At 47.4% G+C, this 24,448-nt stretch carries 13 protein-coding genes and 1 tRNA gene; 3 read left to right on the forward strand and 11 right to left on the reverse strand.

Annotation, left to right across the window (positions count from 1 at the left end; translation table 11 throughout):
• Positions 1-270: 270 nt before the first annotated feature.
• From gyrB to H3001_RS05115, 3 genes are all read right to left on the reverse strand, one after another.
• A complete protein-coding gene (gyrB, locus tag H3001_RS05105) occupies positions 271-2,235 on the reverse strand; it encodes a DNA topoisomerase (ATP-hydrolyzing) subunit B (RefSeq protein ID WP_181214256.1) in 1,965 nt (654 codons plus the stop codon).
• Positions 2,236-2,423: 188 nt separating this feature from the next.
• Positions 2,424-2,678 carry a 30S ribosomal protein S20 gene (rpsT, locus tag H3001_RS05110; protein ID WP_178243711.1) on the reverse strand — a complete coding sequence of 85 codons (255 nt, stop codon included), beginning with the start codon at positions 2,676-2,678 and terminating at the stop codon, positions 2,424-2,426.
• 42 nt (positions 2,679-2,720) lie between these two features.
• Positions 2,721-2,792: transfer RNA gene (locus tag H3001_RS05115), tRNA-Glu, on the reverse strand.
• Positions 2,793-2,968: 176 nt separating this feature from the next.
• Here H3001_RS05115 and recO point away from each other — a divergent pair.
• The 3 genes from recO (at position 2,969) to H3001_RS05130 (ending at position 5,090) form a co-directional block, all read left to right on the forward strand.
• Positions 2,969-3,691 (forward strand): DNA repair protein RecO, encoded by a 723-nt coding sequence (gene recO, locus H3001_RS05120; protein WP_178243709.1) that lies wholly within the window; start codon positions 2,969-2,971, stop codon positions 3,689-3,691.
• Positions 3,692-3,849: 158 nt separating this feature from the next.
• Positions 3,850-4,002 carry a hypothetical protein gene (locus tag H3001_RS05125; RefSeq protein WP_178243707.1) on the forward strand — a complete coding sequence of 51 codons (153 nt, stop codon included), beginning with the start codon at positions 3,850-3,852 and terminating at the stop codon, positions 4,000-4,002.
• 50 nt (positions 4,003-4,052) lie between these two features.
• Complete coding sequence (locus tag H3001_RS05130; RefSeq protein WP_181214257.1) at positions 4,053-5,090, forward strand: hypothetical protein; 1,038 nt, start codon at positions 4,053-4,055, stop codon at positions 5,088-5,090.
• Positions 5,091-5,227: 137 nt separating this feature from the next.
• Here H3001_RS05130 and H3001_RS05135 read toward each other — a convergent pair whose 3' ends face one another.
• The 8 genes from H3001_RS05135 to H3001_RS05170 form a co-directional block, all read right to left on the reverse strand.
• The gene (locus H3001_RS05135) at positions 5,228-6,394 is read right to left on the reverse strand and encodes a thioredoxin family protein (RefSeq protein WP_181214258.1); all 1,167 of its coding nucleotides are present in this window, start codon (positions 6,392-6,394) and stop codon (positions 5,228-5,230) included.
• Between the two features lie 110 nt (positions 6,395-6,504).
• Entirely contained in the window at positions 6,505-7,989 is a 1,485-nt protein-coding gene (locus H3001_RS05140) for a RagB/SusD family nutrient uptake outer membrane protein (protein WP_181214259.1), read from the reverse strand.
• 17 nt (positions 7,990-8,006) lie between these two features.
• The gene (locus H3001_RS05145; protein ID WP_181214260.1) at positions 8,007-11,108 is read right to left on the reverse strand and encodes a SusC/RagA family TonB-linked outer membrane protein; all 3,102 of its coding nucleotides are present in this window, start codon (positions 11,106-11,108) and stop codon (positions 8,007-8,009) included.
• Between the two features lie 375 nt (positions 11,109-11,483).
• Positions 11,484-15,086, reverse strand: coding sequence for a glycoside hydrolase family 2 TIM barrel-domain containing protein (locus tag H3001_RS05150; protein WP_181214261.1), 3,603 nt, complete (start codon positions 15,084-15,086; stop codon positions 11,484-11,486).
• Positions 15,087-15,113: 27 nt separating this feature from the next.
• Positions 15,114-17,408, reverse strand: a complete 2,295-nt coding sequence (locus H3001_RS05155; RefSeq protein ID WP_181214286.1) for a glycoside hydrolase family 20 protein — start codon at positions 17,406-17,408, stop codon at positions 15,114-15,116.
• Positions 17,409-17,545: 137 nt separating this feature from the next.
• Positions 17,546-19,183: a glycosyl hydrolase family 18 protein gene (locus H3001_RS05160; protein ID WP_181214262.1), complete on the reverse strand. Its 1,638-nt coding sequence runs from the start codon at positions 19,181-19,183 to the stop codon at positions 17,546-17,548.
• A 133-nt stretch (positions 19,184-19,316) separates the two neighbouring features.
• Positions 19,317-21,170, reverse strand: a complete 1,854-nt coding sequence (locus tag H3001_RS05165) for a RagB/SusD family nutrient uptake outer membrane protein (RefSeq protein ID WP_178243696.1) — start codon at positions 21,168-21,170, stop codon at positions 19,317-19,319.
• Between the two features lie 30 nt (positions 21,171-21,200).
• Positions 21,201-24,413 (reverse strand): SusC/RagA family TonB-linked outer membrane protein, encoded by a 3,213-nt coding sequence (locus H3001_RS05170; protein ID WP_178243689.1) that lies wholly within the window; start codon positions 24,411-24,413, stop codon positions 21,201-21,203.
• Positions 24,414-24,448: the final 35 nt, after the last annotated feature.

Consider the following 24,448-nt stretch of genomic DNA (forward strand, 5'->3'; position numbering starts at 1 on the left):
ATGTCCAACTGATAGGATTATATGAAAAAACACAGAAAAAGGGCAATAGCAATGGCATATAAAGTGATTATACTCTATCGACTTTATATGCCACCTTACTTTTTAGGGACATTTACTGAATATCCCTCCATCAGATCCCGAAAAAACAAATCCCCCAAAGGTTCATCCGAACTTCTGGGGGATTCTTTTTTTCAGGTATTTCTACCTGCTTTCTCAGTGTAAGATGTGAGATAAGGATTTAAATAAATAATAATTATAAATAAAACCTGCTTACGCATCAATATTCGCATAAGTGGCATGTTTTTCAATGAAATCACGGCGAGGTGCCACATCGTCTCCCATCAGCATCGAGAAGATATAATCGGCTTCTGCCGCATTCTCAATGTTCACCTGTTTCAGGATACGTGTCTCCGGATTCATGGTAGTTTCCCACAACTGCTCCGGATTCATTTCACCCAAACCTTTATAGCGCTGGGTATGGATACCTGCCTCGCTTCCGTCTCCATATTTCTGGATAAAGAGCTGACGTTCCTCGTCTGTATAGCAGTATTCACTGACTTTTCCTTTCGAGCACTTGTACAACGGCGGGTTGGCAATATAAAGATGACCTCCCTGGATTACCTCCGGCATATAGCGGTAGAACAGTGTCATGATCAGCGTGTCGATGTGAGAACCATCGACGTCGGCATCGGTCATGATAATCACCTTGTGATAACGCAGTTTTTCGATATTGGCCTTCTTGCTGTTCTCTTCACCGTCTACACCGAAGCGGATACCCAATGCCTGGATGATGTTGTTCACCTCATCACTTTCAAAGGCCTTGTGCCACATCGCCTTTTCCACGTTCAGAATCTTACCGCGCAACGGAAGGATAGCCTGGAACTGACGGCTTCTGCCCTGCTTGGCCGAACCACCTGCAGAGTCACCCTCCACCAGGAACAATTCGCATTCTTCAGCTGTACGGCTGGAACAGTCTGCCAGTTTACCGGGAAGACCTCCACCGCCCATCGGGCTCTTACGCTGAACCGATTCACGCGCCTTACGGGCAGCCACACGGGCTGTAGCAGCCAATACGACCTTGTCTACGATGATTTTAGCTTCTTTCGGATGTTCCTCCAGGTAATAAGCCAGCGCCTCTCCTACCGCCTGATTGACCGCTCCACTGACTTCGCTGTTACCGAGTTTGGTCTTTGTCTGTCCCTCAAACTGAGGCTCTGCCACCTTCACCGAAATCACCGCGATCAGACCTTCACGGAAGTCCTCACCCGAAATCTCCACCTTGGCTTTCTCCAGGGCCTTGCTTTCTTCGGCATATTTCTTCAGTACACGGGTCAGTGCCGTACGGAATCCGGCCTCGTGCGTACCACCTTCTATCGTATTGATATTATTCACATACGAATGCAGATTCTCACGGAATCCGGTGTTATACATAATGGCGCATTCAATAGGAATGCCCTGCTTTTCCGTATTCAGGTAAATGACATCCTCTATCAGCGGAGTATTGGTAGAGTTCAGGAAACGGACAAACTCCTTCACTCCCTCTTCCGAATGAAAGACTTCCTGCTTGAACGTACCGTCTTCCTCCGTCACACGGCGGTCGGTCAGGGTAATGGTAATTCCCTTGTTCAGATAAGCCAGTTCTCTCATACGGGCCTGCAGGATGCTGTACTTGTACTCAGTAACCGTAAAAATGCTTCCATCGGGCCAGAAAGTCTGACGCGTACCCGTCAGGTCGGTAGTACCTACCTCCTTCACGGCATACAAAGGCTTACCGCATTCGTATTCCTGCTGATAAATCTTTCCGTTACGGAAAACATTTGTAGTCATGTGAGTAGACAATGCGTTCACACACGATACACCCACACCATGCAAACCTCCGGAAACCTTATAAGATCCCTTATCAAACTTACCACCTGCATGCAGGACCGTCATTACCACTTCCAGTGCCGATTTCTTTTCCTTCTCATGAAAGTCAACCGGAATACCACGACCGTTGTCCTGAACAGTAATTGAATTGTCTTCGTTAATCGTAACCTCTATATGTGTACAATAACCGGCAAGAGCCTCGTCAATGGAGTTGTCTACCACCTCATAAACCAAGTGATGCAAACCCTTTTCACTGATGTCGCCGATATACATAGCGGGACGCTTACGCACTGCCTCCAGACCTTCCAAGACCTGAATACTGCTGGCAGAGTAATTGCTTCCGCTGTTGGGTGTCAGTTCTTCACTCATTGTTTCTTATTAAAAATTCTAGTTCTTAAATCGTTCAAAGTTAATAAAAAACCCCGAGATATCCTCACTTTTAACCATCTTTTAAAGCCTGCCCTCCCGAGTGCCGCCGCACTGCGCTACGTATACATACAACGACAAAAGGCTGAGTTTAAAAACCCAGCCTTAATATCTTTTTAGTAAGCAATTACTTAAGCCAACTTACCGATATGAGCAGCAAGTTTAGACTTCAAGTTAGCAGCCTTGTTCTTGTGGATGATGTTACGCTTAGCCAACTTATCCAACATTTTCTGTACGTTAGGGAACAAAGCAATTGCTTCTGCCTTGTCAGTAGTTGCACGAAGTTTCTTCACTGCGTTACGCATTGTTTTTGCATAATATCTGTTGTGAAGTCTTCTCTTTTCTTCTTGTCTGATTCTCTTAATAGATGATTTGTGATTTGCCATCTCGACTAATCTTTAATATTGTTCGTGATCTTGTTTATTATGTAGCCCGTGGGGGAATCGAACCCCCCTTTCAAGAATGAAAATCTTGCGTCCTAACCGATAGACGAACGGGCCATCCTAACGGGCGGAAAGAACTTCCGACCTGCAATGCCGGGGACACTAAATTCCTCGTTTGCGGATGCAAAGGTATGAAGTTTTTTTATTATAACAAAACTTTCCGATGTTTTTTTCCCTTTTTCAAAGGTTTTCTTTCAGAAACGCTATCTTTGTAAGTTGAAAACCGTATCATCATGCAGCAGAAATATATAGGAATCGTACTCCATACTGTCAAGTACAACGACAAGTCGAACATTGTCCACATCTTTACAGAGAACGAAGGAAACATCTCCTGCCTCATCCCGGTTGCCCGCTCCCGCAAGTCTACCGTCAGGCAAGTGCTGTTCCAGCCGCTTTCCCTCGTAGAGTTCGATGCAGAAGTACGTCCCCATTCCAAGCTTTACCCCATCAAAGAGGCCAAAGCCTGGTACCTGTTTCACTCGTTGCCTTACGATCCCTTCAAATCGGCCATTGCCATGTTCCTTTCAGAGTTTCTGTTCAGGGCATTGAGAGAAGAAGCCGAAAACCCGTCTTTATTCGCCTACCTCACCCACTCCATCCAGTGGCTCGATGCCTGCCAGTCGGAATTCGCCAATTTCCACCTGGTCTTTCTGATGAAACTGACCCGCTTTCTGGGGATTTATCCGAACCTGGACGACTTCTGCGAAGGTTGCTGGTTCGACCTGATGAATGCCTGCTTCGTACCGGAACAGCCCGGACACGGAATCTTTCTCCCTCCCCAGGAAAGCCAGGTGCTCCACAAGCTGATGAAAGCCAACTACCGGACCATGCACCTGTTCGGCATGAACCGCATGGAAAGAAACCGCTGCCTCCATGTCATCTGCGAATACTACCGCCTTCACCTGCCCAGTTTCTCGGAGCTGAAGTCGCTGGCCGTCCTTCAGGAACTGTTCTAACCTGCAGGACAAACGGGGCATTTCTTTTTCCGGAATAAAAAAAGAATAAAAATTCCGCCCGTTTAACTATTTTTCACCATTAATTGGTATACATTCCTTTTGTCCTCGTGTTATTATTAGTAAAAAACGCTTTAAAATCTAATAATCAAGACAAAGGTATGGATACAAAATCAGACCCTCAGAAAGAAATCTACGAGGCTCCACAAGCCACCGTCATTGAAATGCAACCCGAAGGAGTCATTGCCTCTTCTTCCTCCCACGAGCGTATCGGAGGGCGCGGAGACGACTGGGGAGGAGGATGGGAACTGTAAACCGAGGCACAACGAACTAAACTGTTTATTAAGGGAAAATCCATCATTCTATGAGCAAGAAAAATCACCTTCAGATTCTCCATATTGTCCCCCTCACATTATTGAGCACCCTGTTCATGCCAGGATGCCAGTCTTATCCGGGAGCAGACCTCAGGGAGGAAGTCCCCGCTTCATCTCCTACCGTCACATTATCGCTGCATGCAGAGGCCGTCGAATCGCCACAACAAGGCCGGGCATCCATTGACGAGAGTGCACTGACTCCCGGATCTTCCACTGTCTTCCGCTGGGATGCCGGCGACCGGGTCATGCTGTGGATGGGAGAAGCACAGACTCCCTGCATCTTCAGTACCCCGGAAGGAGGCACATACGCCGCTTCCTTTACCTACACCGGACCGGCCGTAGAAACCGACCGGTATTTCGGCTTCTATCCGGCAAGCGAGCGGAAAGAAACTACACAGTCTCTGTACATACCGACCGACGGTACGGTCAGACAGGAACTGCCGGACCATTCCATGCACCTGGGCAGATACCGTGCCATGTATACCGAAAGCATCACTGGCAGAAGCGGAGAAACCACCCTGGAAAAAATAATATTCAAGCCATTGACCAGCCTGGTTGTATTCAAGATCAGCAACGAGAGCGGCACTGCGGTTTCCTATTCATCCGTCACCCTGGAAACCTCCGGAAACTCCCAGCCCGTTTTCTACAGTCATGCCACCTATACAGCCGGCAGCGGAACGAAGGAGGTCACCTTGCCTTCGTCTCCCACAGACCACTCCGTAACACTGAGTCTAGGAAAAGAAAAGGGAATACCGGTTGCGTCTGGCAACACCTTCCATGCTTTCTTGCCCCTCTTTCCATCGGCCTCTCTGACCGACAGCCCTCTGCAACTGAGAATCACGACCGATGCCGGGAAAACCATCACCCGCAGTTTTCCCGGCTCCCTGTTACGAAGTATCGGCAGCTTCCGGACAGGTTTGTTTTACCTGTTCCACATCCGGCATACCCCTTCGGATGAGTTGAGCATCACCCTTCCCACCATCAGCGGGTGGGAAGCCGGAGGAGAAGTGGAACTGACGGTCGACTGATCTGCGAAACCCTTCATACCCATTTTTATATATGTCAACAGGCCAGTTCATTCTTACCTCCGAATGACTGGCCTGTTCTTTTAGCAACTTGCGGTAAATCGTCCCTGTCAGCGACAGGGAGCATCTATCGGCAACAATTATTTTTTCTTCCGTACGGGTTTCATCTTCAACGCATCCGGACGCATGGAATACGTTTTCTTACCCCATACCGGTTCTTTCAGCAGACAAGCCGGTACAGGCTTTCCTTCCTGCTGACGCAACAATACTTTTTCCAAAGTAGCCGCATATTCCTGATGAATCTGAGGATCGTCTCTGTCTGTCTGGTTGTAAGCAATGTAACGCAAATACTCCACACACTTGTCGAACCAGAAGTCAGGCGCATTTTTTCCATAATATCCCATACGGGCAATAAATTTCAGACGATCAATCAACAACTGGTGATCTACCGCTGTATCAGCAAGCATGGCATCAATTTTCTGTGCAGCTGCCTCATAATTCTTCGCTCTGATATCCGAGTTGATACGGATCATCTCACAGTTGAAAGCCTTTCCTTCGAAGTCACACAAGGCCTCTACTTCTGCCAGGTCTCCATATCCTGTTTCCTGAGCCAGTTTCTTGTCGACAGCCTCTTTGGTAAAACGAGTACAGAAATCCGCATAATTGTCCGAAACCTGTTTCAGGTACTCATTCATTCCCGAGATGGTATTCACATATACCTCCCACACATCCGGATCTGTCAGTTTGGCTCCTCCACGAATCAGTTCAGCAAAAGCTGCGTCCACGTCTTTCTTGGCATACACCGAAGACTTATAGTTAATATAGTTAATCAGCAGCTTCCGGTCGCGGTTACCCTTCTGGAACTCACTTTCCAGATAAGGAGAACAAGTTTCCGGATTCAGTGCATTGCGTCCGGTCTGAATAAACTGCTCTGCTGTCTGACGACTGCTGCTGCGGTGTACCATCTCTCCCGTTGCCGGATTGATAAACATATAGGTCGGATAACTGCGTACCCCATACTTTTGAGCCAGTTCTACACCTTCCCCATTCTCCGCATCAATCTTCATGTTCACAAAAGTCTGGTTATAAAACTCTCCTACCACCGGAAGCGTAAACACATTCTGAGCCATGTTATAGCATGGTCCGCACCACTGCGTATAGAAATCCACAAAAATCAGTTTATTCTCAGCCTTTGCCTTTTCCACAGCCTCGCTCCATTTCACGTGCAGGAAATCAATTCCATAATTCTGCGCCCCGGCTGAAAAGGCACATACCATCATCAGGACAGCCAATATATACTTTTTCATCTTTTTCAGTTCAGTTAAAAAGCAAAGGCCCCAGCCACTTCATACTAACAACCCCCGAAGCATACAGCGGCTAAAGGCCTTACTTTATTTATACAATTAAATTCCTATTATTAATAACCCGGATTCTGCTCTGCCAGTTCATTTGAGTTTCTTTCCGAAGAAGGAATTGCCTCAATTCTACGGTCAATGATACGCTTGTAAGCCTGCTCTTCAGAGATCTTACAGTCATCCTCATACTTTTTCTTCAACTGCTCATTCAGCACAAACAGATACTTTTTAAAATCAGGACGCTCTACATTGACTCCCGCAAAACGGATCTGCACAAACCATTCGTGCCAGTTCTCGAAAGACATTTCAATCATCCATTCATTGAAGATCGCTTCTTCCAGTTCTTCCCGTGTCTGAGGCACCTTGATTTCAGCTCCCGCACGCTCACGGATTTTCTGAATCGGCGCATAAGCAGCCGAGATTGATGCATTCGTACGGTACAGGGCTTCTGCCTTCATCAGGTACAGTTCAGCCACACGACTGAAGATAATCGGCATATTATTGGCCGAATTCAACAACTTCTTGATTGATTTCAGATTATATGCCACAGTACCCCGGAATTCCAAACTATCTACTTTCGAGAAAATCGCTGCCGCCCGAGGATCGTCTCCTACCAGATTCACATAAGGAGTACTAGGCCCCCAGTAACCTTGGTTCTTTGAAACGCTGTTACCGTAAGCCGTTTCCCGTGTACTGGTATTGTTGGCATCGTTCTCGTCGTAATAACGTGCAAAAAGAATCTCCTTTGATACAGAGAACTTGTCAAAGATATCTCCATAAACCGGCTCTGGAAGTGGCTGGTTGGTATCCACCGCATCATCAATTGCAGTCAGCGCCTCTTCATAGCGTCCGGCATAGAACAACGCCTTTGCCTTCAATGCCCGCGCTGCCTCTTTGGAAGCCTGTGACGACTTTGACCAGTCCGGTGCTTTCTGGATAGCTACCTCTAACTGGCGCAGGATTTCTTCGTACGACGCACCGACCGTAGCACGAGGCTTCTTGGCATTTTCCACTGTCGGGAATTCATCACGGATAATCACTCCATAAGGACTTTCTTCATTCCAGAACTCACCATAACGAACCAGCAGACGGAAATACGCAAAGGCACGCAGGTAGTAAATTTCGCCAAGCACTTCCTCCTTGCGGTTACCCGAAAACGCACCGGCGTCGATACCATCAACCGCTGATTCCAGGTAGTTTGCATTTTTGATAATCGCATAGTCGCTGTTCCATTCCGCCCCGTCACTGTACGACAGCGTCGGATAGTAACGTTCGGTATAATAAATGGTGTTACCCACATCACCGGTAAACTCCTGACGGCGCATGGTACCCGCCTTGAACGGACCACCGGTAGTAGGAAATATCACATTGAAGCCATCTCCCGGCAAGTACGAATACACTCCGTTCAGCGCCAGTTCCACCGCATCCGGTGTCGTAATGGCTCCATCCAGGTCCGCTTCAAAAGCCGGTTTCTGGTCCAGTACATCTACCAGCTCACAAGCACTCATTCCCAACATCAGGAATGCCAGATATATATACTTCTTCATCATTCCAATTTATACAATTAAAGATTAAACTTAATACCCACCGAGAATGAACGGAATCCCGGATAAGAAGAGGTTTCGTAGTTACCCCCATAGTTGCTTCCCGTAGAAACGGTAGCCGGGTCGGTACCCGGATAAGAGGTAATGGTAAACAAGTTGGTAGCCGATACGAAACACTGGCCTTTTACCACCTTGCCCAACGGCAGATCGTAGGTAAGGCGGACTTCCTGCAGACGCAGGAAAGAAGCATCGAAAAGTTCCAGGTTAGTGAAATCGGGCACACCTTCTCCAATGTAAAGAGCCGGCAGTGTAGCGTTCGGATTTTCCGGAGACCAACGGTCGTCCAATCCGTAGTCAATCAGACCACACAACTGTCCAGGCAGGTTCTGGATGGCTTTGTTATACAGTTTCAGACCACCGATCTGGTAACCGAAGTTCGCAAACAGGCCAAACTGCTTGTAGCGTACATTGGCAGTGAAACCACCGTATACATCCGGGTCAGGAGATCCCAGGATGACACGGTCATAGCTTTCAATCTTACCGTTTCCATCCTTGTCCACCAGTTCCAGGTTACCCGGTTTCAGGGTATTTCCATCGTAATAAGACTGTCCTTTGCTAACTGCATAAGCATTCAGTTCGTCCACACGCTCCTGGTTCTGGATGATACCATTGTGTTCATATCCCAGGAAGGCTCCCATCGGATATCCTTCTGCCAGTACCTGGTTTCCACTTCCATGAACAATAACACCGTCCATGGCCGTCTTGGTTGCTCCTTCGCTCACCAGTCGGGTTACCTTGTTCTTATTGTGAGAAATATTGAACATCAATGTCACTCCCCAGTCCTTGGTGTCCAGCAGATGAGAAGTCAGGTTCACTTCCACACCCCGGTTGGTTACGGCTCCCACGTTGCGGTTCATTGTCATACTTCCACCTACCGAACTTGAAGGGAAGCTGTATGCCCAGATCAAGTCATTGGTATTTTTGATGTATCCGCCGATTGATCCCGACAACTTATAGTCCCAGAGTGCAAAGTCCAGACCGAAGTCATACAACACTGATTTTTCCCAACGGATGTCACGGTTACCTACCTGTGAGTGAATGATGGCAGGACGACCGTTGTAGCTTCCCGCTTCATACAAATCCCGGTTAGAGAAGCTGGTCAAGTTCTGTGTACCGGTTACACCCGTACTGAAACGCAACTTCAAGTCGTTGATGAATTTCAGCCCCTTCATGAAATCTTCTTCAGAAACGCGCCATGCAAAAGCACCGGAAGGGAAGAAACCGTAACGGTTGTTAGCACCGAACATAGAAGATCCGTCGTAACGGCCGGTAAAGGTAAACAGGTACCGGTTCATCAGTTTATAGTTGATACGTCCGAAAGAAGAGAACAATCCGTAAGCATTGTATCCGTTGCTCCATGAATTGATCTTTGTCGCACTTCCGATATTGGTATAAATCTCATCATCCGGATAATCCGATCCAGACAGATAAGTACTGCGGCTGGTATACTTTTCGAAAGAAACACCGGCTACCGCATCCAATACATGGTTCTTGTTGAACGTATAGTTGTACGACAAGGTATTATCGAACACCGTCTTCGAAGAGCGGAAATGATTTTCACTACCCGATGCCTCCTTACGGTTGCTCAGGAAACTCGGTGTAAAACTGAGGTTCTGGTTGAACTCCACATTGGCCGACAAGCTGGAACGGAACTTCAGTCCCTTGATGATGTCCACCTCACCGTATACCGTACCCAGTACCCTGTAGATATCGTCATTATCTACCTGATACGTATTGGCCACCGGGTTAGGTGAACCGTCGGTCAGGTCAAACTCTCCTTTATCATCGTATATCGGACGGTCAGGACGATATCCCTGTGCCGAGAACAGAGAAGTTCCCGCATTCGACTGGTCGGTGTAACTCATTGTCGCATTCAGTCCGAATCTCAGGATGGGCAATACGCTCAGTTCGGTAGAAATACGTGTATTGTAACGTGTCAGGTCTCCTCCCTTGATCATACCCTGCTGGTCCAGAATGGCAAGAGAAAGCATGTATTTAGCCTTCTGCGTTCCTCCGCTGACAGAAAGGTCCACATTATGACGGAATCCCGGCTGGTAAACTTCCTTGAACCAGTCAGTGTTGGCGGTACCCAGAGCTCCCGATTCCGGGTCCAGAATGTCCGGTGCATAATCGTTCGAAGGATCGAACACCAGCGTCTGCTCAGCAAACTTGCGTACGGTCTCTCTCCATTCGTCTCCATACAGAATACGGAAATTCTTGATCTGAGAATCAATCGTAAAGTTATAGTTGAAGTTGACAGTCGGTTTTCCCTCTGTTCCCTTACGGGTAGTAATGATAACGACACCATTGGCCGCACGCGAACCGTAGATGGCCGCAGCAGAGGCATCCTTCAATACGTCCATCGACTGGATGTCATTCGGAGAAATAGCATCCAACATCGTAGGATCATCGATAGGCACTCCGTCGATTACGTACAACGGCTCGTTCGAACCTGTCAGTGACGTAGCACCACGCACACGTACGCGCACTGTTTCACCCGGTTTACCTGTACCCTGTGCAACCTGAACACCGCTGGCGAGGTTCTGCAGCATAGACGATACATTGGTAGTATTCAGCTGGTCCAGCTGCTTGGCACCGATAGAAGCTACCGAACCTGTCAGGTCTCTCACTGAAGAAGTACCGTATCCGACAACCACGATTTCCTCCAGGTCGGTCGCTGCAGCGTGCATTACCACATTAAATTTAGTGTTGTTCCCCACGGGCTGTTCCACGGTCTTCATTCCCACGAAACTGACAACCAGTACATCCGAGCTCTTTATAGGACAAGACAACTCAAACATTCCGTCGATGTTCGTAATCACCCCGTACATAGAACCTTTAATCAGTACAGAAGCACCAATCACCGGCTCTCCTGTTTCGTCTTTTACGACACCTGAAATCTTTTTCTTTTGCGCTTGAACCAATACCTCTTCCGAAGGCTTCACCGCTTCCGAAGCCCAAAGAGGAGTCAGACAAACAGACCCAGACAAAGCCATCAGAAAAGGCAAGGCTCTCAGACAGACTCTTCCAGTCCCCTTGTTCTCCATCTTGTTTTTATCCATTTTATCAGAACTAATTTATATTAATACATTTTTAACTCTCATCAAAACCCAACTAATTGTAACAAATCAACCCCTTTATTTGATTACTAAGTAACTTTTCCCCCCTTATAATCTTCTAAATAGAAACATTTTCCTATCTGCGCCCAAAATTACTAAAATCCCTCAAATTGAGATACATTTTCTTAAAAAAAACTTACCGACACCTCCTGACGTCCCTGGGGAGTTGCACGCTTATGAAACAAAAGTTCCACGGTCGTGAAACTCAAGTTTCCTGATGAAGAAACTCTTGTTTCACGACCGTGGAACTTTTATCATAACATACGGCAATGAAACACATTCGAATGTTTCATTGCCGTACCAATGTATCTCCTGCTGTTATTCTTTAGTGCAAGAAGTAAAACGCAACTTATAGCTCAGTTCTTTTTGAGGAACCTGATAAGCCGGAAGCGTATCTACATCCTGTCCGCAACTTGCGTTTCCTACTCCACGCATGGCTGCATCCAGGTGCAGGACGATGTAAGGACGTGGCTTCAACTCCCACATGTGGTTACAGTTCATCATATCCTCGTCGGTATATCTCAATGCAGAGAATGACACCTGTCCTTCTGTCTGTATGCAAATACCCTTGCCGTCGATACCGGTCAGTTTCAGTTCACGAAGTCCTTCACGGTTACCCATCGACTGAGGTTTCACATAAGCCACTTCCATACCTTCCACCGTATCTGCATAACGGCCAATCATGCAACCGTCTTTACGGTCGGAATAGTTTTCCCACGGACCGTAGGCATAATAGTCTACCTGACCCAGAGACGGATTCACCCCACATACCAGTCCGCAACGACGCAGGTCGGCTGTGTGCGGAGTAAAGACTGCTTCCATATCCATCGTACCGCCCGGCAGGAACGTGTAGGCCATACGGGTATCGCAGAGCGAACCTTTACGTACCGTAGTCACCACGGTCTTTCCGTCTTCTACCGCTACCGTACATTCTCCTTCGGCTGCCATTCCGTTGGCTACCTCAGTAAAGCGGTCGTTCTCAATCCAGCGGTGATTGTCAAATACAAAGCCCTGACCCTGGCAAACAAAAGGCACTCCGTTCATTTCCAGACCGGTCAGTACACCAGTCTTTTTATCGAACACGGCCTTCACACCGTAGCCTGTCACTACCAGCTGGTTGCCTTCCTCGCTGTAACGATACTCATCGCCACCTTTCCGTTTACCCTTTACCTCCGGCAGCGGACCGCGGGCCACCGCTTCATACTGCATCTGAGCCACCTCATGTCCGGCCTCAGCCCATCTGTCGGCAGCCTTGCTGCATACAAAGACATTGACCATGACTTCATCTCCCGCCTTTGCAGCTTTTTTCAAGCTTACTTCCTTCAGTTTCAAAGACAAGTTCAGTGAATCATCCGGAGCCACATCCGGCAGTTCCAGACTGTCGGTACTCAGCACCACACCATTCTTCACCGTCTGCCAGCGCAGATAAAAACGGTTCAACGACAGGAAGTCGTAAGTATTATACAGCGTAACATTCAGTTCATTCCGCTTTTCATCCACCTTTCCTTCACTGAAATGCACATACTGGTATACCGCCTTTACCTCTTTCAGTTTCGGCGACTCCTCACGGGTTGCCGGAACAATTCCGTTCGAACAGAAGTTGCCCTGATGCGGTCCCGGGAAGTCATAACCCGTATGCAGGCGATAAATACCCTTCTTCATTTCATGCGGTTCATAAATAGCCTGGTCTACCCAGTCCCAAATAGCACCTCCGATGGTAGCCGAACTGCTCTCAATACTCTTCCAGTATTCTTTCAGGTTACCGATGGCATTACCCATCGCATGCGCATACTCACAGATGAACATCGGCTTATCGAATGAATTCACATACGTATCCATCCATTTCATGCCCGGATACATCTTCGAGTACAGGTCGCTGAAACGGTTACCGCCGAATTCCTTGCCATCACGTGTACCCTCGTAGTGAACCGGACGGCTGTCCAGTTTCTTGGCTGCATCGTAACAAGCCTGGAAGTTGCTTCCTCCTCCGGCCTCATTACCCAAGCTCCAGAAGATGACACTCGGATGATTTCTGTCGCGCAATACCATCCGGTCGATACGGTCTACGAAAGCAGGAATCCACGACGGCATGTCACTGATAGACTGATTGGCATGGTCTTCCAGGTCGGCCTCATCCATGGTATACAGTCCATAATAATCGAACATAGCATACATCTTGGCCGCATTCGGATAATGAGAAGTACGGATTGTATTGATATTGTTCCGCTTCATCAGCAAGACATCCTGCAGCATTGACTCTGTAGTCACCGCACGTCCGTATTCCGGATGCGTATCGTGACGGTTGGTACCCTTAAAGAACACACGCTGTCCGTTGATATATACCAGCGGTCCACGCACCTCGATTTCGCGGAAACCGTATTTCGTAGAGAAAGCCATTTCCTCTTTTCCACCCTCACGCTGGATGACATGCACCGTATACAGTTCCGGAGTCTCGGCCGTCCAGAGTGACAAATCCTTCAGGTTGAAATTAGCCGATACCTGCAACGAAGCCTTGTCGGCAGTATAACGAACCTGCTGTTCCGACTCTGCCAGCAGTTTTCCCTGCGGAGTAAACAGGCGCACAATCAGGTCTTTCGTACCCTCACGGCGGTCACGGTTGTCCAATGTCAGCTGTACGTTCATCGAACCCGTCCGGTATCCGTGCTGACTGTCGAGTTCCGACGTAATATAATGATCGCGTACAGACACCAGCGGCGTGTTATACAGATACACGTCACGGAAGATACCGCTCATACGGAACATATCCTGACATTCCAGATAAGAGCCGTCCGACCAGCGGAACACCTGTACAGCCAGACGGTTGCGGCCGGTGCGCAGATAAGGCGTCAGGTCAAACTCTGCCACATTGTTCGCACCCTGTGTATAACCCACATAACGTCCGTTCAGATACACCAGTGCAGCACTGTAGATACCCCCGAAATGAATGAAAGTACGTTTCTCCTTCCATCCTTCCGGCAAGTCAAAGAAGCGTACATACGATCCCACCGGATTGATTCCGTAATTCTTTCCGCCGTCATTGAATCCCTTACGGGCATCGATGAAAGGAGGAATATTGGCATGAGGATATTCCACATTGGCATAAATCGGCCGGTCGTATCCCTGCATCTCCCAGTTGGAAGGCACCGGAATCGTTTCCCATCCCGACACATCATAATCCTCCTTATAAAAATCAATCGGACGCTGCGACGGTTCCGGCACAAAATGGAAGGCCCAGTTACCGTTCAGCAAACGGTAGTCCGCACTGTGGCAGTCTACCCAAGGCATGCGGTAAAAATCCGCATCCGCCATCATTTCCTTCTCTCCCGGATACGGCATATAAGTAGCATGTCCCACCTCCTTGTTTTCCGCAAAGCGGGTTTCATCCTCCCAATACACCTTGGCACGCACGGCCGTACTTGCCTTCAGTTCCTCCGGAAATGCCATCGCACTTTCCCGGATACGGAAGAAAGTCTCCCGGCTACCGGCTGCCTTTTCCTTCGCAAGCAACATCAGTTGCCCCTTCGGACTGCAAGACAGAATCAGGTGCAGGCTGTTGGCCGGAGAAAGCTGCACAAAGTCTCCTTTCTGCTCCACCTTCCACAACTGCGACTCATCGGAACCGTTGTTCTCCGTAATACCCAGAGAAGCGTCAGTCTTTGCATGCAGCGCCTTGTTCTCAAACGGATTGATAAAGCGCAAGCTGCCCGACAGGTTGCTCACCGTCCACTGCTGATACTGATTCCCGGCATCAGTGGCCTGCAATACCGGAGCATTTCCATTCTGCTGATATGAAAGCACCTTTCCGGGACAGGACTCAGGAAGAATATTATAGAGTTTGTCCTTGGCAAACTCCACCTGAGCCTGTATTCCCAACAGGCTGCACATACATACCATCCATAAAATAAAGATTCGATTTACCATTCTATTACACGTTTTTAGGGATTGATATTATTTTATCATGATTTCGTCCAAACATATCTTGGAGACCTGCCCCGGCCGCACATGGTCGGAAGGACATACCCCCGCAGGGTTCAAGGTAAATCGTACATATCTGGCCTTTGCTGCCTGTGGCTTCACCGTCAGCTCCTCGATAAAGTTGCCTTCCTTGAAGATTTCCTCCTTCGAGAAGTCCGTCCGGCCCACTTCCGCAAAATTCACATTATCTTCAGAAACCTCCACCACCATGGAAGCAGGCTTATGAACCGCCATGCCATAATTGGTGATGCATCCCACCGAGCATTCACTGATATCCGTCGTTTTCAGCAAGTCCACCGTAACCACTACCGGCTGGGAAAGCGCCCCCGAATACCATTCAAAGTCCGACTGTTTCAAACTACCTCTCACCCCATTCACCAGGACATCCATTCCCGGCAAAGGATTCACCAACGGTTTCGCTGTTGCCTTATTCCATATCAGCGGAAGCGTCAACACCTTACCCATCATCCTATCTTTCACAAAGGTAGCAGATTTTATCACATTTCCATCAGTCAGCACCAAATCCTTTTCATATTTTAAAGAAGAAGCAGAAGGCTCCGTACCATCCAATGTATAACGGATCTCCACATCCGGACGTTCACATTCCAGATGAACCTGCAACTCTCCATTTTCGGTCGGAGTGACCTTATGCTGGATGTTGAACATCGAACGTGCATATACGATACCCTTACTGTCCAGATGAGCCACATAATTATCCAGTCCTTTCAGGAACATCCCCCAATCCTTCGTTCCTTCCGGAATCCATGCGATTTCCGCCAAGGCAGCCAAACGAGGGAAGACCAGATAAAACACATCCTCAGGCCGGTCGCAGAACTCCGTCCACATACTTGCCTGTACCCCCATGAGCAAGTCACGGTACTCCGGTTTCCATTCCTTCTGGACCGGTTCATAATCATAAAGTCCCTTCAAGGTATTGTTTCCAAAATACGTCAGAGGTTCAAACCACTGAGGTCCCTGATAACGGATCAGATAAGCAATGCGCGCAGGCGTCATCACGAAACGATGTCCCTGTTCCGCCGCCTTGAGGGCCGCATTTCCCATTCCCTGCCAGCCAAAGACAATCACATCCTCCGGCAGCCGGCTGTTGGTCAGTTCATCCCATCCCATCACTTCCTTTCCTTTGCTGCGCACGTAGTCGCTCATCCGCTGCATGAAATACCCCTGCAAGTCCTCTTCGTCCTTCAGTTTCTCCTCACGCAGACGACGCTGGCAAAGCGGACATTTCTTCCAGTTTGTCTTCGTCGCCTCATCACCTCCCAGATGCACATACCGGGAAGGGAAAAGCGCCATCACCTCATCCAAGACTCCCTGCAGGAAGTGATAACACTCCTCATTGCCTGCACAGAAAATAATCTCCGCATTTTTCCCGCCAAGGCCCGGCAGGACCCCGATGAAATCCTTTACCACCGGACAGGCATATTCGGGATAAGCCGCCAGTGCCGCATTCGAGTGTGCAGGAATATCGATTTCAGGAATAATCTCAATCTGACGTGCCGCTGCATAAGCAATGACCTCTTTCATCTCCTCCTGCGTGTAAAAACCTCCCACAGTAGCCTTCTCTCCCTTCTCAGGATTACGACGGTCGGGGAAAGGCAAAGGCCGGCGGTCCACCCTCCAGGCACCCACCTCTGTCAGTTTAGGATACTTCTTGATTTCCAGACGCCATCCGTTGTCATCTGTCAGATGCAGATGCAGCCGGTTCAGTTTCAACATCGCCATACAGTCGATCATGCGCAGCAGATCTTCCTTCGGCATAAAGAAACGGGCCACGTCGAGCATAAAGCCACGGTAAGCGAAACGAGGCTTGTCCTTAACTGTCACGGCAGGAATCGTCCATGCCTGTGCCGCCTTTCCGGAAGCACCTTCCACCGATGCCGGCAGCATCAGTCGCAGGCTCTGGAGGCCATAGAAAAATCCTCTGTTATCGGCAGCCTTCAGCAAGGCCCCGTCCGGAGTCACCTTCAGTTCATAAGCCTCATCCTCCATTTTCTCATCCACCTGCAGGCAGATATCTCCTTCGGCAGCAACCTTTACCTCCGGAGTAAAACCGGATGAAGCAGTAAACAAGGCAGCAAAAGTCCCGGCAACCGTCTGCTGTGCCTCACCTGGCACCGCAATCACGGAAGTTGCCGTCAACGTAAAGCTTCCCGCACCCTTTTCCACAGACAAAGGTCGCGGAACCACAGTCACCTCCTCTTTATTCTCGGAAGAGTGACACCCTGACAATCCCATTGCCAGTACAAACATCGCAAGCGTCACCCACCTGTATACAAAATTCATTATCATAAATTTAACTTAGTAAATCATCGTTATTCGTCCCATCATGTGCGACGCTCTTTCCTTACCCGGGAGCGTCGCTTCATATATTCTGCCTTTCCGGTCCATTAATGTGCAGCCGGAGAAGCCATTGTTTCCACCATCACCTTTGTCAGGCACCAGGGATTCTCCCAAGGCACATCGGTCGCCAAGTCCCAGGTCATCACACCAGCCAGATCATTGTCCATCACATACTGAGTCTTCCGGACAATGGTGCTGGCCCCATTAAATATATACTTCTTTCCCTGATACACCACTTCATCCTTATCCGGACGGTCAATCAGGTTTTCCTGCACCAGGTTCCAGTAGGCCACAGTACCCTGCTTACCCTCGGCAGCCCCATAAAACGGCAGTCCCATAACCAGTTTCTCTTTAGGAATACCGTACTTCAATACCTCCTGCGCCTCTTTCACATAAGTATCATACGGGAAACGGTCGACACTCGGACCATAGCACTGCATTGAAATATGGTCAACGGCCTGAATCGCCTCCTTGCTGATGGTATAATACAGCGGATGCAGCGAGACCGTCAGGACAGGACCTTTGCCCAAAGCCTTTTTCAGTTCCACAATCGTCTTGCTGTAATTATCGAATTCCTCCTTGTTCAAAGGCCATTCAAAATCCAGGTCTACTCCATCGAAGGCATACTGTCCGACCAGCTTCACTACATTTTTCACGAAACTGTCACGATACACTTCTTTCGCACACATGGTTTTCCAGTCGCCGGCAGTCACTCCCACACGGAACTTGATGTTCTTTGCCGAAAGCTGTGCCTTTACCTGCTTCATGATCTCTACCCAGGTGTGTGAATCCTTTCCATAGCTCTCCGCATCGTCATACTTCCAATAGGCCAGGGTCTTACTCATGTTCCAGGTACTGAAATCAATCGCTTTCTCCATCACCTTCTGTACCTCATTCTCTGAAAGAGGCAAGCCATTGAAGAAAGTCTCATCCAACTTACCCTTGAATCCCTTCGCCAGCTTCATCTGGGTACGGACAAACGGCAGTTTATCTCCCCAGGAAAGATCAGAAGCAGCCTTTTTGCCATTTACATACAGATGAATTCCTTTGTTATTGGCCGTCACACTGTATGTCAAAGCCAGATGATTCCACTTTTCCGTCTCAAATCCGGACGCCGTCAACGTAACCTCTCTGCTGTCTACTTCAAACACAAACTCTCCCTTGCGTGCCCCCTCTTTCAAAGCAATCCGATGACTGCCATTATCCTTCAGGAACAGACAAGCCCCTTGCGTCCACTCATCCACATACAACCAGGTTCCAAAAGTAAACTGATTGCATTTGCCAGACTCGGCATTGCCCCAGATTACCGGAGTATGCAGCAAGTCATTGCCAGCATTCATCTCTCCATTTCCATCGAACGAAATCACCCCCTTCCGTTCCCGGAATTCCGGCAAGTATTTCTCATTAGAAAATGCAACTGTATTATCTGGAATCTCAAAGAACAGGCTTCCATCCGCATAAGGGTTTACCCCTAATAAGATCAGGTCATTGCAGGCATTCATGCTTTTTGCCGAAATCCGGTTGGTCTGAAAGAAATTGCTGCGAATATAAGAACTTACAATTTTATCCGTCACAGGCAAATCTGTAAAATCACCATCAGGATTTCCCTCCTGTCCCATCATCTCCACTCCACTCGTACACGACACAAATGCCAGAATCCCTAAAAAGGAAACCGATTTTCTCATAAAGTTATATTTTTTCATTATATTGATATACTAAAATATTTACATAATTAATTCAAAAAATAAGCCCGCATAATTACGCTACCATACCATAATGTAATTATACGGGCTCAATTATTCCCTATACAGTTACCGATCAATAACCGAAATTATTGTCTGTGATGCCAGGATTTGCATCAATTTCTGTATCAGGAATCGGCAAGAGCAAATTCATTTTCAGGAAATCATCGGTCAGATTGCCTTCATTGTAAATTCGGTCAGTCCACTTCTGAGCACTCTCCTTATAATATTTGTCAGACTCCCGGGTAAACTCATGTCGGTTGTGATACTCCAACGCTTCTTTCAAATATTTAGTACCTCTGATGCGGATCATATCATACATAGAAGGCTCGCCAAACAATTCAAAAATTCTTTCAAAATACAGTTTTTTCCGTACCTCTTCCTGACTGAGACTTTCAGACCAGGCCTTAGGTTCTCCATTACCCACCGAACCAGATGAGTTTCTGGCACGTGCCAGCACCTCTTCAGCAATTTCTATCGCACGCTTTGTTTCTCCCAGTTCATTATAGGTATCTGCCATCAGTAACAACATTTCAGCATAACGGTATACCATCAGGTTCTTATGACTGGCAGTACCCTGCTGCTGCATATCGTACAACTTCGCATGTGCCGGCCAGGCAGTCTGTTTACCCCCTGTAGTAAATTCCTTTGCGATATTTTTCAATGCCTGAATCTTTGCTTTTTCCTGAGGAGTTCCATCCTGCGGTACTGTCAAAGACTCCAGATACTTCAGGCTCGGGTTAGTAGGATCATCAAACTTTTCATAAGGCAAACGGACTACATACAATTTATCCTCTACATCCTTGCCATCCTTGGTGATTTGCTCATATTTAGGCTTTCCATCCTCGACACCAATCTGTACCTTATAAGTAATATACGGATAATAATAAACCGAGTCATTCGGTGACGGTTTATCTCCTACCTGAGGAGAAGGATTCGGCTGATTGTTTCCTTTCCGCTTTCTGTGAGAAGTAAGATAAGTGGCAGCAATACGAGGATCATACGGATACGTACCATAATGCAGGTCGTAAGCAGCCTTTGTAGCACGGTAAGTACTCCAGTTCACACCGGCAGTAGAAGACGTCGGAGAAAAACGGTTGCTGGCACGATTGAAGCAGTTGGATGAAGTCAGACTAAAGTTCACCTGGAAAATAGACTCCTTCGAATCGGCTACCCAGTCCTCAAACAACCGGCCGAAATTCTTTTCAAGCATATAGACATGATTGTTATATACATCGTCAAACATGCCTTTCGCATTCTTCCAGTTCTCGGCCTCATTAATGCCCAATGCAGCCATCTTATAATATACCTTACCCAAGAAAGCCTTCACAGCCCAAGAATTCGCACGGCCCACTTCCGACTTGTCAGAGATACCCAATGCTCCGGTCAAATCGCTCACAATCTGTTGAAAGACCATTTCACGCGGTGAACGAGGCACAGCAATACCTTCGGAAGTCGATGCAACCGTCTTCAGAGGAATGTCTCCAAACATGGAAACCAGGTTATAATAAGCCAGTGCACGCAAGAACTTTGCCTCTCCACCAAACTGAGTCTTGACATTTTCCGGCAGAGAACTTTTGTCCAGATTTTCAAGAAAAGCATTTGCCTCTGAAATCACCTTATACATACCATTCCAGGTAGTAGAGATCAGACCGTCACTGGACAACGTCTGCAAAGACACGATTCCATCACTACCACTCCGCTGTGACCATCCAAAACCAGAACCTGTGACAGGTGTTTCCTGATACATCTGACCATAAGCTGAAGTCGAAGCCATGTAAGAATAACATCCCAGCAGCGCCAGTTCAGCATTAGATTCTGAAGCAAAAACCACATTATTATTTTGAGAATATAGCGGCGTTTCATCCAAACAAGAAGACAGACTGGATGCAACGGCAATTGCCAATATCCAATATTTATATTTTTTCATATTAAAACCCTTAATTTATCAATACTAAAATCAGAATGTCACATTTAATCCAAATATAAACTGGCGAGGAGTAGGATAGGCATTCATATCTACCCCAGGACGCAAACCATCAAAAGCAAAGCTATTCACTTCCGGATCATAACCGCTGTAATCGGTCAGTACAAATGCATTCTTGACAGAAGCAAACACCGATGCATTCTGGAAACCGATTTTCTGCATCCACGCAGCAGGCAACACATAACTCAGCGTAATATCCGAGCAGCGCAGATAGCTGGCATCCTCCACATAGCGGTCCATCACCATATTCTGAACAATGTAGTTAGATGACGGATACAGATTTGAATGATTCTCTGCAGTCCACATTCCCTTAAAGGCCTCCTTTGAAATAGTACCAGCCTTAGTTCCCGGAGTGTTGATGTAACGGTTATTCACATTGATTACATCTCTGTCGTGTACTCCGTTGAAAGCGGCCGAGAAAGACAGGCCCTTCCATGAGAAATTAGTCTGGAAACCATAAGTAAATCCTGGATTCGGATTTCCAATAATGTCACGGTCGGAAGTATTAATGCTTCCATTGCCATCCTTATCCACAAACTTGATATCACCTGCTACAGGTAAATTTCCATTTACATCCTTGTAATAACCTACAGTTCCGTCATCCTTCATATACTTGACACCCTGATCGGTAATGTCTTCCGGCTGAACAATACCCTGAGTCACATATCCCAGGAACAATCCCGGAGCCTCACCCTGCAGGAAGATATGACCTACTCCAAAATGGTCTCCCAGCGAGTTGCCATAATATCCGATTCTTTCACCCAGGCAGCCAAATCCAGTAGGAAGCAATCCCAAGTCCACAATCTTACTCTTGTTCTTACCGATATTACCCGTCAAGCTCCATTTCAGGTCTTTCGTATCTATAATCTGCGCAGTCAGAGAGAATTCCACACCTTTGTTGTCCAACGATCCCTGATTATAATAAGTAGAGCTGAATCCGGCAGAACCCGGCAGGTTTCTGGAAATAAGCAAGTCTTTCGTCTGCTTCATATAAAGATCCAACGTACCAGTAAGACGTGAGCGGAACAATCCGAAGTCAAAACCAATGTTCCAGGAAGAAGTTTTCTCCCAAGTAAGTCCGTCATTCGGCAGATTGGTCACAGTCAGCGTAGATTCCTGATTTCCGGCACCGTCGGCATAATGGAAATCACCACCTCCATACATTGAGAAAGTAGAATAAGGATCGATACTCTGGTTACCCGTCACACCATAGCTTGCACGGAGTTTCAACTGATTCAGCCAGCTGACATCCTTCAGGAATTCTTCCTGTTCCATACGCCATGCCAAAGAAGCTGAAGGGAAATATCCCCAGCGGTTACCTTTCTTAAACTTACTTGAACCGTCGGCACGGAGAGAAGCAGTAATTAAATACTTATCCAGAAAAGACAGATTGATACGTCCCAGGTAAGAAAGCAACTGATAGTCTTTCTGAACCGGCTCCAGATGCTGTACATTGCCTGCCATATGAATTCCGTTCTCTCTCAGTTCAAACATAGAGAACTGAGTACCGTTTACATTCTGGTTCAAGAAATTATAATCATCATAAGTCACACCCGCAGTCATATCCAACATGGCTACGTCTCCCAGCTTATGATTAAAAGTCAACACATTTTCGATGGTTACATTGCTCTTGTCCAGATTCGAAATAGCCAGGTAACCATTGTTGTTCATACCCTGATACAACTGCATACCGTACCAACGCTTACGGTCGTTCAAGTTCAGGTTTCCTCCTGTACGGAAGTTATAACGCAATCCCGGCAAGATATCCCAAGAGAAATCCATACTGGCATTGAATGTCTTGTCGTTCGTCACGTCTTCATAGTCATTCAGCCAGCTCATCACCGTTGTTTTGTTCTCTGCCTGGAACGAAGGGTCATCCTCCGGCATTTCAAACGGCGCATAATCCAGTGCAGTACGAGAAACCGCTGTAGTAGCGCCTCCCAGCGTAGATCCTCCCGCCATCATGTTATTCTGACGGATAGATCCACTCAATATCATATTCAAACGAGTATTCTTCGACAGGTTCATACCGATGTTTGCACGCAAGTCTCCCTGCTTCAAACCGGTTTGTTTTACAGTACCGTTGATATCCTTGAAGTTGGCAGAGATATAATAAGTAGCCTTATCCGTTCCTCCGCTTACAGAAAGCGAGTAGTTCTGAGAAAAAGCCGTTGTATAGATTTCTTTCTGCCAGTTGCGGTAATTCACCAGGTGATAAGTAGCCGGATTATTCGGATCATAATGAGCCAATGCGTCATTATATACATATCTCACCTCATCTCCTACCAGATAAAAAGGATATTCACCGTTGGAAACACGGGAATTGATATACATGGCATGCTCACGCAAATCGGTCATCTCCAGCAATTTTGAAGGCTTTGCAATGGTAAAGTTCGCAGAAGCGTTTATCTTGGCCTTTCCCTGTTTTCCTTTTTTAGTCGTAATCAAAATCACACCATTGGCACCGCGTGAACCATAGATGGCAGTTGAAGACGCATCTTTCAATACCGTAATATCTTCAATGTCGGAAGGGTTCAAAGAAGCCAAAGGATCCTGGTTAATCTGGAAATCTCCACTGATACCAGAAGAAGCAAACTCTCCGGCAGAAGCCTGAGGAATATTATCGATTACATATAACGGCTGGTTGTCTCCACGCAGTGAACTGGCACCACGGATCTGAATAGACGATGCAGCTCCTGCCATAGCCGAAGTAGAACTAACTACAAGTCCGGCTACCTTTCCATTAAGCAGGTTATCGAGAGAATGAGCCTTTGCCGCATCGTTGGCATTCGGCTTCATGGTAGTCAGCGCTCCGGTCAGGTCTCCTTTTCGTGCCGTACCATATCCGACCACAACTACTTCATCCAGGATTTCCGCATCTTCCTTCAGCACCCAACGGTTGTCTCCCAATTTGGCTACCTTGGTTTCCAAAGTGCTATATCCTACATAAGAAATAACCAATACGTCACCTACCTTACCTTCAATAGAAACATTTCCATCAAAATCGGTAATCGTTCCGACTGAAGTTCCCTTAATCTGAACCGTTGCCCCAATCACAGTTTCACCCTTTTCATCTATAACCTGTCCGGATATAGTCCCCTTCTGTGCATAAACCGCAAAAGGGCAAAGTAGCAAAACGACCAAACAAATACATAATAAATGTACTTTACTTTGTACTGATTCCATAGTCTGTTTTTAAAGTTAATGAATTGTGTTTATTC

This window comes from Phocaeicola faecicola (assembly GCF_013618865.1).
In the GTDB taxonomy this organism is placed as follows: Bacteria; Bacteroidota; Bacteroidia; order Bacteroidales; family Bacteroidaceae; genus Phocaeicola; species Phocaeicola faecicola.

Excerpts from the sequence above, each read along its gene's own strand:
- recO (WP_178243709.1), top strand. The coding sequence starts at position 2,969 with ATGCAGCAGAAATATATAGGAATCGTACTCCATACTGTCAAGTACAAC.
- H3001_RS05145 (WP_181214260.1), bottom strand. The coding sequence starts at position 11,108 with ATGGATAAAAACAAGATGGAGAACAAGGGGACTGGAAGAGTCTGTCTG.
- H3001_RS05170 (WP_178243689.1), bottom strand. The coding sequence starts at position 24,413 with ATGGAATCAGTACAAAGTAAAGTACATTTATTATGTATTTGTTTGGTC.
- H3001_RS05160 (WP_181214262.1), bottom strand. The coding sequence starts at position 19,183 with ATGAGAAAATCGGTTTCCTTTTTAGGGATTCTGGCATTTGTGTCGTGT.
- H3001_RS05130 (WP_181214257.1), top strand. The coding sequence starts at position 4,053 with ATGAGCAAGAAAAATCACCTTCAGATTCTCCATATTGTCCCCCTCACA.
- rpsT (WP_178243711.1), bottom strand. The coding sequence starts at position 2,678 with ATGGCAAATCACAAATCATCTATTAAGAGAATCAGACAAGAAGAAAAG.
- H3001_RS05140 (WP_181214259.1), bottom strand. The coding sequence starts at position 7,989 with ATGAAGAAGTATATATATCTGGCATTCCTGATGTTGGGAATGAGTGCT.
- H3001_RS05135 (WP_181214258.1), bottom strand. The coding sequence starts at position 6,394 with ATGAAAAAGTATATATTGGCTGTCCTGATGATGGTATGTGCCTTTTCA.
- H3001_RS05125 (WP_178243707.1), top strand. The coding sequence starts at position 3,850 with ATGGATACAAAATCAGACCCTCAGAAAGAAATCTACGAGGCTCCACAA.
- H3001_RS05165 (WP_178243696.1), bottom strand. The coding sequence starts at position 21,170 with ATGAAAAAATATAAATATTGGATATTGGCAATTGCCGTTGCATCCAGT.
- gyrB (WP_181214256.1), bottom strand. The coding sequence starts at position 2,235 with ATGAGTGAAGAACTGACACCCAACAGCGGAAGCAATTACTCTGCCAGC.
- H3001_RS05155 (WP_181214286.1), bottom strand. The coding sequence starts at position 17,408 with ATGTTTGTACTGGCAATGGGATTGTCAGGGTGTCACTCTTCCGAGAAT.
- H3001_RS05150 (WP_181214261.1), bottom strand. The coding sequence starts at position 15,086 with ATGGTAAATCGAATCTTTATTTTATGGATGGTATGTATGTGCAGCCTG.